We start from the raw sequence: 12930 nt of genomic DNA, 5'->3' as shown, positions 1-12930 counted from the left end.
CTGGCTCGGGTTCCGTCCGTCGGGAACCGTGGCCAGGGCCCGGCCCCGTCTCAGGCGTCCGGCTTCCGGTGGCGGCCGGTGCCCTTGCGCAGGAGCGGTACGGGGGTGTCGGACTGCGGGAAGGCCCGGAGCGGCTCGACCCGGGCGATGAGCCCGTACGCCTCGGCGTAGTTCTTTGCGACGGCGACCGGCTGCCAGGCGAAGCCGTCCCACTCGACCACCAGCCGTGGTGCGTCCTGGAAGAGGTGCGCCCCGCGCTGCGGCCCTGCCACCAGGGCGATCGCGTCCCGCACCCCGGGCGGGCGGCGCCGCTTCGCGCGGGCGGCATACCAGTCGGCCAGCGGTTCGTCCTCGGCGTCCATCGCCACCTCCCTCACGTCCGGCGGGGCCAGTCTTGCCGATGGCGGGAGGGCGGGGCGATTCCACGAACGGGTGAAACGGTAGTGCTGTTGTCCGACCGTCAGATGTCCGACTCCGGGCCTGGAGTGCTCCGGGCCGCCCGGTTCAGATCCCGGCGGCGAGCTTCAGGGTGATCGCCCCGGCGATGATCGAGGCGAAGGAGAGCAGCTTGGGCAGGGTGATCCTCTCCTTGTAGACCAGGGCTCCGAAGAGGACCGTGCCGATCGAGCCGAGCCCGGTCCAGATCGTGTACCCGACGCTGAGGTCGATGGTCCGCAGGGCGAGGCTCAGGGTGAAGATGCCGGCCGCGGCCACGACCAGGGTGAAGACGGACGGCCAGAGCCGGGTGAAACCGTGGGTGGCGTTGGTGCCGAGGGCGAAGCCGATCTCGAAGACGACGGCGATTGCGAGGAAGACCCAGGCCATGACGTGCTGCTCCTTTGTGGGCGCGGTTGTTCGGGATCAGGGGTCGGGCGGGTCCGCCGGACCGGAGGGGGTCGAGGAGGCGGGGTCAGGAGGCCGGCTGCTGTTCGCCGCCGAGCCGGTCGGCGAGCTTGAGGCCGAGGACGCCGCCGATGATCAGGACGAAGGCGACGGCCTTCCCGGCGTTCATCGACTCGTGGAAGACCACCGAGCCGAGGGTGACGGTGCCGATCGACCCGATCCCGGTCCAGACGGTGTAGCCGACGCCCACGTCGAGGGTCTTGAGGGCGAGGCTGAGGAAGAAGATCCCGCCGGCGGCGGCCGCCGCGGTGAGCAGCGAGGGCCCGAGGACGGTGAAGCCGTGGGTCGCGTTGGTGGCCAGGGCGAAGACCACTTCGAAGGCCGAGGCGATGAGCAGGTAGATCCAGGCCATGAGAACCCCCCGGGTTCCTAGTAATTGCATGTATGTGCAAGTTCATGGAGACTGGGCAAGAGCATGCATGTACAAGTAACCTGTGTCAACCCACCCCGCACGGCCAGGGAGTCACCCATGACCTCTCGACCCACCCCCACCAGCGGCGATGCGGATGCCCGGATGTGGGCCCGCCTCACCGCGCTGCACACCCAGGTCGAGGGCCGCCTGGCCACCGCCCTCCAGCGCCGCCACGGTCTCGGCCTCTCCGAGTACCGCGCCCTCGGCTTCCTCGCCGAGGCCCCCAAGGGCGAACTGCGCATGCAGGACCTCGCCACCAGCCTCGGGCTCAACCAGAGCTCGGTCACCCGCCTGGTCGCCCGGCTGCACACGGCCGAGTTCACCTACCGGGACAGCTGCCCGGACGACAAGCGTGGCGTCTACACCGTCATCACCGACCTCGGCCGCGCCCGCCGGGAGGAGGCCCGCAGCACCTACGAGTCCACCCTCACCGCCGCGATCGACGAGGCGGGCGAGGCCGCTGCCGACCTCGCCCCGCTGCTCACCACCGCCCGGCGCTCGCTCGGTACCCCCGTCCCCGGGCCCCCGCCGGCGGTCGCCACCAGCTGATCACCCCGGCCCGAGCCCGGCCCGAGCCCGCGTCCGCGCAGGTGTCCCGTGCAGGCGTCCGGTACAGGCGTCCGTACCAGCGCCCTCGTCCGCGCCCGAGCCCGGTGCCGCTCGGGGACGTGCCGGGAGCCACTAAACTCAGCCGCACCCGGGACGCACCGCGTCCAGGTCGCCTCCGGCCGTCCGGACTCGCTTGGCCGCCTGTACCCGACGCCCGGTGCACAGGACATCGACACCATCCACCCGCGGGCACCCCCACCGGTGTTCGCCGGAGACATTGGAGCATCCCAGGATGACTCGGCAGTTGATCACCAGCGCGCTTCCCTACATCAACGGGATCAAGCACCTGGGCAACATGGTCGGGTCGATGCTCCCGGCGGACGTCTACTCCCGCTACCTGCGCCAGCGCGGCCACGAGGTCCTGTACATCTGCGCCACCGACGAGCACGGCACCCCTGCCGAGCTGGCCGCCCAGGAGGCGGGCCTGCCGGTCGCCGAGTTCTGCGCGCAGGCCCACGACCAGCAGAAGGCCATCTACGACGGCTTCCAGCTGTCCTTCGACTTCTTCGGCCGCAGCTCCTCCCCGCAGAACCGGGAGATCACCCAGGAGATCGCCCGCGAGCTGCACGCGAACGGCTTCATCGAGGAGCGCTCGGTCCGCCAGGTGTACTCCAACACCGACGGCCGCTTCCTCCCGGACCGGTACATCGTCGGCACCTGCCCGCACTGCGGCTACGACAAGGCCCGCGGCGACCAGTGCGAGAACTGCACCCGCGTCCTCGACCCGACGGACCTGGTGGAGCCGCGCTCGGCCATCAGCGGCAGCTCCGACCTGGAGGTCCGCGAGACCAAGCACCTCTTCCTCCTCCAGTCGAAGCTGACGGACGAGGTCGAGGAGTGGATCGCGGCCAACGGTGACACCTGGCCCGTCCTCGCCTCCTCGATCGCCCGCAAGTGGCTGACCGAGGGCCTCCAGGACCGCGCGATCACCCGCGACCTGGAGTGGGGCGTCCCCGTCCCGGCCGACGTCTGGCCGGAGCTGGCGGCCTCCGGCAAGGTCTTCTACGTCTGGTTCGACGCCCCGATCGAGTACATCGGCGCCACCAAGGAGTGGGCGGACGCCGCCCCGGCCGGCGAGGTCCGGGACTGGAAGTCCTGGTGGTACGAGGCCGACTCCACCGTCCGGTACACGGAGTTCATGGCCAAGGACAACGTCCCGTTCCACACGGTGATGTTCCCCGCCACGATCCTCGGCTCGCGTCGGCCGTGGAAGAAGGTCGACTACGTCAAGGCCTTCAACTGGCTGACGTACTACGGCGGCAAGTTCTCCACCAGCCAGAAGCTGGGCATCTTCACCGATGTCGCGCTGGAGCTGCTGCCGGCCGACTACTGGCGCTACTTCCTGATGGCGCAGGCCCCCGAGTCGGACGACTCCAGCTTCACCTGGGACCTCTTCGCCTCCGTCGTCAACAAGGACCTCGCCGACACCCTCGGCAACTTCGTCAACCGCGTGCTGTCCTTCAGCCGCAAGCGCTTCGGCGACGAGGTCCCGGCCGGCCACGAGGCGGGCGAGGCCGAGCAGCGCCTCGGAGCCCAGATCGCCGAACTGCTCGCCGAGTACGAGGGCCACCTCGACGCGCTCAACTTCCGCAAGGCCGCGCAGAGTCTGCGTGCGCTGTGGAGCGCCGGCAACTCCTACCTGGACGAGAAGGCCCCCTGGCTGCAGGCCAAGACGGACCTGGAGGCCGCCGCCCTGACGCTGCGCACCGCGATGAACCTCATCCACCTGTACTCGGTGGTCTCCGAGCCCTTCATCCCGACCGCCGCCAAGGCCATCCGCGACTCCTTCACCCTGCCCGACGACACCCGCACCTGGGTCGCCGCCGACGAGGCGCTCACCCTCGTCCCGGCCGGCACGCCGTTCACGGTGCCTCCGGTGCTCTTCGCCAAGATCACCGACGAGCAGCTGGAGAGCTGGACCACCCGGTTCGGCGGCGGCGCCTGAGCGTCCAACCCCGGGCTGCGTGGGAAGTCGGCAGGTCCGACTTCCCACGCAGCCGCGGCGGGGCGGCCGGGGGAGTTCGGGTTGTTGTAGACCGTCTCCCGGTACCGGCGAGGTGTCCGGTAACGGTCGAACGGTTGGCCCTGTTGGCGCGTGGGTTCGCCCGTGTCGGCGGCCCCTTGCGGGAGCAGGGGGCCGCCGGAACGATTCGGCCAGGCGGTGCCGAAGTGGTCGAACTCGCCGCGCTTGACGCCTTCGAGCCGGAGGGCGAACTTCTTGGGGGTGGTGACGACGACGGCGTCGGGGGCGTCGGACTCGCGGATCTCGACCAGGCCCTCACTGTTGATCGCGACCTCGACCGAATTGCCGCCGCCCTGGGTGCTGCTGGTCGACTTCTGCCACTGATGCGACATCGCTTATCTTCCCGCCGGCCGTGCCGGAGATCGTCGGCACCCTGCGGCGGCTCCTCCGCGAAACGCTGCAGATCATCGGCCGGGGCGCGGACGTCCCGTGCCTCCTGCTCTCCGAGCTGGTCACCAACGCCCTCGTGCACGGCGACGGCGCCCCGACCGTTGTGCTCGAACTCCGCGCCCACAAGCTCTACATCACCGTCTCCGACGCCTCGGCCGCACCGATCCTCCGACCGGTCCCCGATGACACGCGAACAAGTGGACGGGGGCTTGACCTTGTCGACTCGCCTGCCGATGAGTGGGGTGTGGAACTCATCGGGTCGTACGGGAAAGCGGTGTGGGCGGTTGCGGCGGTCGGTGGCTGATGGGTGTCGTCCTGCTGGCCGGGCTGTTCGTCTCGGTGCTCTTCGTCGGCGTCGTCGCGCAGATCGCCGCTGCCCGTCAGCCGAGTGAAAGGCGTTCCGTCAAGCGGGACTTGGCCTCCGGCCACTCGTCGGCCAGCATGGAGAAGTAGGCGCTGTCGCGCCAACTGCCGTCCGCGCGAAGCCTGTCCCGGCGGTGGATGCCCTCGAAGGTCGCGCCCAGACGTGAAATGGCGCTGCGGGAGCGCTCGTTGAGGCTGTCCGCCTTCCAGAAGACGCGACCCATCCCCAGGTCCTCAAAGGCATGGGTGAGCAGCAGCAGCTTGGACTCGGTGTTCACCGCCGTCCGCCAGGCGGTCCTTGCGTACCAGGTGCCGCCGATCTCGACGAGTTCGTTGACGGCGTCGAAGTCGTAGTACCCGGTCATGCCGATCGCCCGCCCGCCCGCCAGGTCGATCACCGCGAACACGACCGCCGTTCCGCCCTCGATCTCGGCGAGCCGCTTGTCGATGACGGCGGCGAACTCCGCCTCGGTGTGCGGCGTGCCGGAGGGCACCCAGCGCCAGACCTCCTCGTCGCCGCCGCCGGCGGCGAACAGGTCGGACAGGTGGTGGCGGCCGAGGGGTTCGAGGCGGACGTGGCGTCCGACGAGGGTCACCGGCGCGGGAAGCTTCGCAGTCATGATCCCGAAGGTAGCGCCACTCTGCACTAGAGGCAATGCCTTGTTGCACTAGTGCAAAAGCCCCAAGGAGCGAAGAAGGCCCTGTGGGACGGTGCGTCCCACAGGGCCTTCTCAGCTGCCCGCGTGCCTACCGGGCCGGGCGGCTCAGATGAACGAGTTGATCTCGATCGTCTCGGTGCGGCCCGGGCCGACGCCGATGGCGGAGATCGGGGCGCCCGACATCTCCTCCAGGGCCTTCACGTACGCCTGGGCGTTCTTCGGCAGGTCGGCGAAGGTCTTCGCCTTGCTGATGTCCTCGGTCCAGCCCGGCAGCGTCTCGTAGATCGGCTTGGCGTGGTGGAAGTCAGACTGGTTGTACGGCAGCTCCTCGACCCGCTTGCCGTCGATCTCGTAGGCGACGCAGACCGGGATCTGCTCCCAGCCGGTGAGCACGTCGAGCTTGGTCAGGAAGAAGTCGGTCAGGCCGTTGACCCGGGTCGCGTAGCGCGCGATCACCGCGTCGAACCAGCCGCAGCGGCGGTCGCGGCCGGTGGTCACACCGCGCTCGCCACCGATCCGGCGGAGCGCCTCGCCGTCGGCGTCCAGCAGCTCGGTCGGGAACGGGCCCGAGCCGACGCGGGTGGTGTACGCCTTCAGGATGCCGATGACGCGGTCGATCTTCGTCGGGCCGATGCCCGCACCGGTGCAGGCACCGCCGGCGGTCGGGTTGCTGGAGGTGACGAAGGGGTACGTGCCGTGGTCGACGTCGAGCAGGGTGCCCTGGCCGCCCTCCAGCAGGACGACCTTGTTCGCCTTCAGCGCCTCGTCCAGCACCAGGGTGGTGTCGGCCAGGAACGGCTTGATCTTGTCCGCGTAGCCGAGGTACTCCTCCAGCACCAGCTCGGCCGGGATGGCGCGGCGGTTGTAGAGCTTGACCAGCAGCTGGTTCTTGTCGTGCAGGGCGGCTTCGATCTTCTGCTGCAGGATCGACTCGTCGAAGAGGTCCTGCACGCGGATGCCGACGCGGTTGATCTTGTCCGCGTAGGTCGGGCCGATGCCGCGGCCGGTGGTGCCGATCCGGCGCTTGCCGAGGAAGCGCTCGGTGACCTTGTCCAGGGTGCGGTGGTACGGCGTGATCAGGTGGGCGTTGCCCGAGATCAGCAGCTTGGAGGTGTCGATGCCGCGCTCGTTCAGACCGCTGAGCTCGGAGAGCAGCACGCCCGGGTCGATGACGACGCCGTTGCCGATCACCGGCGTCACATTCGGGCTGAGGATTCCGGAAGGCAGCAGGTGAAGTGCATACTTCTGGTCGCCGATGACCACCGTGTGACCGGCGTTGTTGCCGCCCTGGTAGCGAACGACGTAGTCGACGGAGCCGCCGAGGAGGTCGGTCGCCTTCCCCTTGCCCTCGTCTCCCCACTGAGCGCCAACGAGCACGAGTGCCGGCACAGGCGTACACCCCTTCCGGTTGGGGCATCCTGCGTAGGCCGCAGTCTGCCCCGAGATAGACGAAGCCCCTGGCGCAATAGCGCAAGGGGCTCTTGCACCGAGAGATTACCTGAGGAAGGACCGGTCGTGTCGTCCCTGTCCACGCCCGCAACCGGCGGCCCCGAGCCGCTCCTCCTGCTCCTCGACCCGGCGGCCCGGCAGACCGACGGCGAGTCGGTGCGGATCGCGAAGGACGTCCTCTGCGGAGGCGCGGACGTCAAGGTGGCGTACCCGGAGAGCCCGTCCGAGCTCGACCGGGTGCTTTCGCACCGGGGCCGCCGCCGACCGGTCGTGATCGGTTCCGATCTCGCGCTGCAGAGGGTGCTCCAGGCCCTGCACCGCCAGCGTGAGCTGGGAGCGGACGCGGTGGGCATGGTCCCGGTCGGCCGGGTGAACGAGCTGGCCGCGGCCCGCGCGCTCGGTGTGCCGGCCGAGCCGGTACCGGCCGCGCGGGCGGTGCTCTCGGGCGCGCCGCGCAAGCTGGACCTGCTGGTGGACGACGGCGGCGGGGTGGCGCTCGGCGGGGTGCGGATCTCGGGCAGCGGGGCGCGCCGACTGGGGGGCCGCACGGGTGGCTGGCGTTCGCTATGGGCGAAACTGGCTGCGGCCGAGCAGGGGACCGTACTCACGAAGAGCGCATCGGACACCACCAAGAGCGAGCACAGCTCCCGGCTCCGGGTCGAGGCGGACGGGCGGCTGCTCGCGGACGTCGACCGGCCGGTCCGGGTGGTCGAGGTGGCCCTGCCGGTCGGCGAGGCGGCGGGCGAGGGCGTGATGGAGATCGTCGTCCGCGCCCCCGGCGCGCTGGTGCGGGCCCGCGCGGCGACCGTCTCGGTGGTCGGGCGCGGCTTCGGCTACGAGGCGGACGGCCATCCGGTCGGCCCGGTCCGGGCGCGGACCTGGACGGTGCACCCTGGCGCCTGGGGCCTCCTGCTCCCGGCCACCCAGCCCACGGTCTGACCCGCGGCCGCACCCGCACCCGGCGACGCAGACCTGCACCCTGCACCCTGCAGCCGGCAACGCAGACCCGCAGCCGGCAGCCGACAACGCGGCCCCCGCCCCCCGTCCGGCCCCACCCCGACCCCCTCCGGCCCCGGGTGAGCAGGCTCACGTTGGGCGAACCCCCGGCGAACGCCCGGCGAAGGGCCGATCGCGCACGCATCGCGCCAACGGGCGCGGGCCGCAAGGCCAAGCGCCCCTCCGGCGAATTGCCGCGCCCCGAATTCCACGCCGCGTAAGGGGTTTTGTCTACGCGCGTTACTGATCGATCGCCCAACAATCCCGGCCTCCCCGGTTCCGGAAGCCTGTGCCAACTGCCCTAGACTCGAAGGCGTGCCACGTGGTGACGGAAGACTCAACCACGATCTTCTTCCCGGTGAGAAAGGCCCCCAGGACGCTTGCGGCGTCTTCGGTGTCTGGGCTCCCGGCGAGGAGGTCGCCAAGCTCACGTTCTTCGGCCTTTACGCCCTGCAGCACCGCGGTCAGGAATCCGCGGGCATCGCAGTGAGCAACGGCTCCCAGATTCTCGTCTTCAAGGACATGGGACTCGTCTCCCAGGTCTTCGACGAGGCCTCCCTGGGGTCGTTGCACGGGCATATCGCCGTCGGACACGCCCGCTACTCGACCACCGGTTCCTCGGTCTGGGAGAACGCCCAGCCGACCTTCCGTGCGACCGTTCACGGTTCGCTGGCCCTCGGGCACAACGGAAACCTGGTGAACACCGCCGAACTGGCGGCCATGGTCGCCGAACTGCCCGGTGAGGAGCACGTCTCCCGCTCGGGCCGGTCGGCCGCGACCAACGACACCGACCTGGTGACCGCCCTGCTCGCAGGCCATCCGGACCTCTCCATCGAGGAGACGGCCAAGCTGGTCCTGCCCAAGGTCAAGGGCGCGTTCTCACTCGTCTTCATGGACGAGCACACGCTCTACGCCGCCCGCGACCCGCAGGGCATCCGCCCGCTGGTGCTAGGCCGGCTGGAGCGCGGCTGGGTGGTCGCCTCCGAGACGGCGGCGCTGGACATCTGCGGCGCCTCCTTCATCCGCGAGGTCGAACCCGGCGAGCTCATCGCCATCGACGAGAACGGCATGCGGACCTCCCGCTTCGCCGAGGCGAAGCCCAAGGGCTGCGTCTTCGAGTACGTCTACCTGGCCCGCCCCGACACCTCCATCGCCGGCCGCAACGTGCACCTCTCCCGTGTGGAGATGGGCCGCCGGCTGGCCGCCGAGGCGCCCGCCGAGGCCGACCTGGTGATAGCCACTCCGGAGTCCGGCACCCCGGCCGCCATCGGCTACGCCGAGGCCAGCGGGATCCCGTACGGCTCCGGCCTGGTGAAGAACGCCTACGTGGGCCGCACCTTCATCCAGCCCAGCCAGACCATCCGCCAGCTCGGCATCCGGCTGAAGCTCAACCCGCTGCGCGAGGTCATCCAGGGCAAGCGCCTGGTGGTCGTCGACGACTCGATCGTGCGCGGCAACACCCAGCGCGCGCTGGTCAAGATGCTGCGCGAGGCCGGCGCCGCCGAGGTCCACATCCGGATCTCCTCACCGCCGGTGAAGTGGCCCTGCTTCTTCGGCATCGACTTCGCCACCCGCGCGGAGCTGATCGCCAACGGCATGACCATCGAGGAGATCGGCCGCACCCTCGGCGCGGACTCGCTCTCCTACATCTCGATCGACGGCATGATCGAGGCCACCAAGCAGCCGAAGGACCGGCTCTGCCGGGCCTGCTTCGACGGGGAGTACCCGATGGAGCTGCCCGACCCGGCGCTGCTCGGCAAGCTCCTGCTGGAGGCCGAGATCAAGGGCGGCCAGCAGCCGCCGGCCGTCCGCGGCAAGCCGACGGGCAGCGACCCGGACGGTGTCCAGTCCCTGCTCGGCGGAGCGGGCGCGGCCGACGCCCTGCGCCGCCCGTAGTACTCAAGGTGGGGTCCCGGAACCCGGGGCCCCACCGCTGTTCCATCCCCCACTGACCCGAAAGGGCCGCACCGCAGTGACCACGAACCAGAACGGCGCCACCTACGCCGCCGCCGGCGTCGACATCGAGGCGGGCGACCGCGCCGTCGAGCTCATGAAGCAGTGGGTCAAGAAGGCCAGCCGCCCCGAGGTCGTCGGCGGCATCGGCGGCTTCGCCGGGCTCTTCGACGCGTCCGCCTTCAAGCGCTACGAGCGGCCGCTGCTGGCCTCGGCCACCGACGGCGTGGGCACCAAGGTCGCCATCGCCGCCGCCATGGACAAGCACGACACGATCGGCCACGACCTGGTCGGCATGGTCGTGGACGACCTGGTGGTGTGCGGCGCCGAGCCGCTGTTCATGACCGACTACATCTGCGTCGGCAAGGTCGTGCCGGAGCGGGTCGCCGCGATCGTCAAGGGCATCGCCGAGGGCTGCGCGCTGGCCGGTTGCGCCCTCGTCGGCGGGGAGACCGCCGAGCACCCGGGCCTGCTGGGCCCGGACGAGTACGACGTCGCGGGCGCCGGCACCGGTGTGGTGGAGGCGGACGCGCTGCTGGGCGCCGAGCGCGTCCGGGCCGGCGACGTGGTGATCGCGATGGCCGCCTCCGGTCTGCACTCCAACGGCTACTCGCTGGTCCGCCACGTGCTGCTGAACGAGGCCGGCTGGAAGCTGGACCGCAAGGTCGAGGAGTTCGGCCGTACGCTCGGCGAGGAGCTGCTGGAGCCGACCCGGATCTACTCACTGGACTGCCTGGCGCTGACCCGGGCGACCGAGGTCCACGCCTTCTCGCACGTCACCGGCGGCGGCCTGGCGGCCAACCTGGCCCGGGTGATCCCGGACGGCCTGCACGCCCGCCTGGACCGCGGCACCTGGACCCCGCTGCCGGTCTTCCAGACCGTCGCCCAGGTCGGCAAGGTGGCCACCCTGGAGATCGAGAAGACGCTGAACATGGGCGTCGGCATGGTCGCCGTCGTTCCGCCGCACTCGGTGGACGTGGTGCTCTCGATCCTGGAGGACCGGGGCGTCGAGGCCTGGCTGCTCGGCGACATCGTCGAGCGCGACGGTGGGCACGAGGGCGGCGCGGCGCTCTACAACGCGTACGAGGGCTTCACGGCGGGCTGAGCAGCCCCCTGAGGCACGGAGAGGGCCCCTGCGGCGGGAACGGCCGCAGGGGCCCTTCTTCACACCCGCCCCACAGGCTGCCGCCGTCCTGAAGAGGCCCGCGGCGGTAGCCCGTGCGCGGGAACGCCGAAAACCGGCCCGGCGCACTGGGCGCCCGGACCGGTCAGGCCAGACTGCGACTACGCCCGGCGGCGGGCCTGGGATTGCCCGGAGCCCGACTCGACGTCGTCGTCCTCGTCATCGTCGGCGTAACGAGCCGCGTATTCCGCGTAGGGGTCGTCGTCCTCTTCTTCCTCGATCGGCTCAGGCTCGATCGGGGTGGTGGAGGGCGATACGCCCAGCTCGTTGGACAGACGATTGGCGTCGAACCCGCCGCTGTTGTACTTCAGCTCGCGGGCGACCTTCGTCTGCTTGGCCTTGGCCCGGCCGCGCCCCATGGGTCGACCCCCTCAACGATGGGGCTCACGGCCCCGAGTCTGACACGTGTTCATGATCAAGAGCGGCCTGCCCGAATGGGGAGGACCGTCCCTTGGAGCATTAACGGTACCTGTTTCTGCCGCTGGACGGTACGTCGTCGGTGTGACGTGGCGCGCACCGGCCGCACCCGAGACCAGGTCTTCCCAGGTCAGGGGAGGTTTTGCGGCCATTTGCGCGCTGTCCGGAGGTAGTTCAGGTCCGTCGTTCCCGGATCGATTATCCCCCCAAGGGGGACTTTGGATCACCCGATCGGGTGCAGAAGTGAGAATCCGGTTCCACATTGTGATGCGCGGGAGGCGGAAGGTGGACGGCTCGGGACCGCCCCGGCGACCGCCCCCCGCGCAGCAGGGTCCTACGGCGGTGCTCAGGCGCGGCGGGCACCCGGCAGCAGGACCGAGCGCAGCGCGCTGATCTCGCGCATCCGCTTCTCGGCCAGGCGGTCCGCGGCCACGGCCGGCGGGACGCCGTCCGAGGCGGCCCGGGTGAAGATCTCCAGCGTGGTGTCGAAGATCCTGGTGGCCTTGTTCTTGGCCCGCTCGAAGTTGAAGCCCTCGATCTCGTCGGCGACCTGGATCACGCCGCCGGAGTTCACCAGGTAGTCCGGGGCGTAGAGGATCCCGCGGCCGGCCAGGTCCTTCTCGACGCCGGGGTGGGCCAGCTGGTTGTTGGCCGCGCCGCAGACGAGGGAGGTGCCGAACTCGCCGAGGGCGGCCACCGTGTCGTCGGTGAGCGCGCCGCCGAGCGCGCAGGGGGCGTAGACGTCCAGCTTGGCCTGGAGCAGGGCGGCGGTGTCGGCGACGACCTCCACCTCCGGGTGGGCCGCGCGCACGCGGTTCACGGCGGCCTCGGAGACGTCGGTGATGACGACGGTGGCGCCGTCCGCGACCAGGTGGCCGACCAGGTAGTGGCCGACCTTGCCGACGCCGGCCACGCCGACCCGCCTGCCGCGCAGGGTCGGCTGGCCCCAGCGGGCCTGGGCGCTGGCGCGCATGCCCTGGAACACGCCGAAGGCGGTCAGGATGGAGGAGTCGCCGGCGCCGCCGTTCTCCGGGGAGCGGCCGGTCACGAACTCGGTCTCGCGCGCGATGACGTCCATGTCCTGGACGTAGGTGCCCACGTCGCAGGCGGTGATGTAGCGGCCGCGCAGGGACTCCACGAAGCGGCCGTAGGCGCGGAGCATCGCCTCGTTCTTGTCCTTGTTCGGGTCGCCGATGATGACGGCCTTGCCGCCACCGAGGTCGAGCCCGGCCAGCGCGTTCTTGTAGCTCATGCCGCGCGACAGGTTGAGCGCGTCCTCCAGCGCCGCCTCCTCGGAGGCGTACGGGAAGAAGCGGGTGCCGCCGAGGGCCGGGCCCAGGGCGGTCGAGTGGATGGCGATGACGGCCTTGAGGCCGGAGCTGCGGTCGTGGCAGAGGACGACCTGCTCGTGGCCGTCGCCGGGGACGCCGTCCTGTTCGGTACGGAAGATCCTGCTGAGCACTCCGGGTGCGGCGTGCATGGCGGATGCGGTCTGTACGTCGGTCACTGTGGTGACTCCAGTATCCGAGGCCCGCTGCTGTGGTGCGGGCGCCTAAGGCGAAGCGTAGTCGCG

At 70.5% G+C, this 12930-nt stretch carries 13 protein-coding genes and 1 pseudogene; 6 read left to right on the top strand and 8 right to left on the bottom strand.

Annotation, left to right across the window (positions count from 1 at the left end):
• Positions 1-50: 50 nt before the first annotated feature.
• From ACGFZP_RS08480 to ACGFZP_RS08470, 3 genes are all read right to left on the bottom strand, one after another.
• A complete protein-coding gene (locus tag ACGFZP_RS08480; RefSeq protein WP_392929948.1) occupies positions 51-362 on the bottom strand; it encodes a DUF6087 family protein in 312 nt (103 codons plus the stop codon).
• 142 nt (positions 363-504) lie between these two features.
• Positions 505-825: a DMT family transporter gene (locus ACGFZP_RS08475; protein WP_392929946.1), complete on the bottom strand. Its 321-nt coding sequence runs from the start codon at positions 823-825 to the stop codon at positions 505-507.
• Positions 826-910: 85 nt separating this feature from the next.
• Entirely contained in the window at positions 911-1255 is a 345-nt protein-coding gene (locus tag ACGFZP_RS08470; RefSeq protein ID WP_392929944.1) for a DMT family transporter, read from the bottom strand.
• Between the two features lie 117 nt (positions 1256-1372).
• Here ACGFZP_RS08470 and ACGFZP_RS08465 point away from each other — a divergent pair, with 117 nt between their 5' ends.
• Both ACGFZP_RS08465 and metG read left to right on the top strand, forming a co-directional pair.
• A complete protein-coding gene (locus tag ACGFZP_RS08465) occupies positions 1373-1864 on the top strand; it encodes a MarR family winged helix-turn-helix transcriptional regulator (RefSeq protein ID WP_392929942.1) in 492 nt (163 codons plus the stop codon).
• A 292-nt stretch (positions 1865-2156) separates the two neighbouring features.
• Positions 2157-3869 (top strand): methionine--tRNA ligase, encoded by a 1713-nt coding sequence (gene metG, locus ACGFZP_RS08460; RefSeq protein ID WP_392929940.1) that lies wholly within the window; start codon positions 2157-2159, stop codon positions 3867-3869.
• Positions 3870-4126: 257 nt separating this feature from the next.
• Here the strand turns inward: metG and ACGFZP_RS08455 are convergent.
• Positions 4127-4279, bottom strand: a pseudogene (locus tag ACGFZP_RS08455) (DUF397 domain-containing protein); the annotation flags it as partial.
• 20 nt (positions 4280-4299) lie between these two features.
• Between ACGFZP_RS08455 and ACGFZP_RS08450 the strand changes: the two are divergent.
• Entirely contained in the window at positions 4300-4641 is a 342-nt protein-coding gene (locus tag ACGFZP_RS08450) for an ATP-binding protein (protein WP_392929939.1), read from the top strand.
• Between the two features lie 76 nt (positions 4642-4717).
• Here the strand turns inward: ACGFZP_RS08450 and ACGFZP_RS08445 are convergent, their stop codons facing one another.
• Positions 4718-5320, bottom strand: a complete 603-nt coding sequence (locus ACGFZP_RS08445) for a GNAT family N-acetyltransferase (RefSeq protein WP_392929937.1) — start codon at positions 5318-5320, stop codon at positions 4718-4720.
• Between the two features lie 144 nt (positions 5321-5464).
• On the bottom strand, positions 5465-6748 hold the full coding sequence (locus tag ACGFZP_RS08440) for an adenylosuccinate synthase (protein WP_387940967.1): 1284 nt from the start codon (positions 6746-6748) through the stop codon (positions 5465-5467).
• Positions 6749-6874: 126 nt separating this feature from the next.
• On the opposite strand from ACGFZP_RS08440, the gene ACGFZP_RS08435 reads away from it, so the two are divergent.
• The 3 genes from ACGFZP_RS08435 to purM all read left to right on the top strand — a co-directional run bounded on the left by ACGFZP_RS08435 (position 6875) and on the right by purM (position 10862).
• Positions 6875-7747, top strand: coding sequence for a diacylglycerol kinase family protein (locus tag ACGFZP_RS08435; protein WP_392929935.1), 873 nt, complete (start codon positions 6875-6877; stop codon positions 7745-7747).
• A 372-nt stretch (positions 7748-8119) separates the two neighbouring features.
• Complete coding sequence (purF, locus tag ACGFZP_RS08430) at positions 8120-9700, top strand: amidophosphoribosyltransferase (protein ID WP_392929934.1); 1581 nt, start codon at positions 8120-8122, stop codon at positions 9698-9700.
• 76 nt (positions 9701-9776) lie between these two features.
• Entirely contained in the window at positions 9777-10862 is a 1086-nt protein-coding gene (gene purM / locus ACGFZP_RS08425) for a phosphoribosylformylglycinamidine cyclo-ligase (RefSeq protein WP_392929932.1), read from the top strand.
• A 179-nt stretch (positions 10863-11041) separates the two neighbouring features.
• Here purM and ACGFZP_RS08420 read toward each other — a convergent pair whose 3' ends face one another.
• Positions 11042-11299: a DUF3073 domain-containing protein gene (locus ACGFZP_RS08420; RefSeq protein ID WP_387940959.1), complete on the bottom strand. Its 258-nt coding sequence runs from the start codon at positions 11297-11299 to the stop codon at positions 11042-11044.
• 404 nt (positions 11300-11703) lie between these two features.
• The gene (locus ACGFZP_RS08415) at positions 11704-12837 is read right to left on the bottom strand and encodes a Glu/Leu/Phe/Val dehydrogenase dimerization domain-containing protein (protein ID WP_392931002.1); all 1134 of its coding nucleotides are present in this window, start codon (positions 12835-12837) and stop codon (positions 11704-11706) included.
• Positions 12838-12930: the final 93 nt, after the last annotated feature.

The sequence above is a fragment of the Kitasatospora sp. NPDC048239 genome, assembly GCF_043202015.1.
In the GTDB taxonomy this organism is placed as follows: domain Bacteria; phylum Actinomycetota; class Actinomycetes; order Streptomycetales; family Streptomycetaceae; genus Kitasatospora.
The sequence above is the reverse complement of the archived record's forward strand: the minus strand, read 5'-3'. Positions and strand labels throughout refer to the sequence as shown.

Excerpts from the sequence above, each read along its gene's own strand:
- ACGFZP_RS08480 (WP_392929948.1), bottom strand. The coding sequence starts at position 362 with ATGGACGCCGAGGACGAACCGCTGGCCGACTGGTATGCCGCCCGCGCG.
- ACGFZP_RS08475 (WP_392929946.1), bottom strand. The coding sequence starts at position 825 with ATGGCCTGGGTCTTCCTCGCAATCGCCGTCGTCTTCGAGATCGGCTTC.
- ACGFZP_RS08470 (WP_392929944.1), bottom strand. The coding sequence starts at position 1,255 with ATGGCCTGGATCTACCTGCTCATCGCCTCGGCCTTCGAAGTGGTCTTC.
- ACGFZP_RS08465 (WP_392929942.1), top strand. The coding sequence starts at position 1,373 with ATGACCTCTCGACCCACCCCCACCAGCGGCGATGCGGATGCCCGGATG.
- metG (WP_392929940.1), top strand. The coding sequence starts at position 2,157 with ATGACTCGGCAGTTGATCACCAGCGCGCTTCCCTACATCAACGGGATC.
- ACGFZP_RS08445 (WP_392929937.1), bottom strand. The coding sequence starts at position 5,320 with ATGACTGCGAAGCTTCCCGCGCCGGTGACCCTCGTCGGACGCCACGTC.
- ACGFZP_RS08420 (WP_387940959.1), bottom strand. The coding sequence starts at position 11,299 with ATGGGGCGCGGCCGGGCCAAGGCCAAGCAGACGAAGGTCGCCCGCGAG.
- ACGFZP_RS08415 (WP_392931002.1), bottom strand. The coding sequence starts at position 12,837 with ATGCACGCCGCACCCGGAGTGCTCAGCAGGATCTTCCGTACCGAACAG.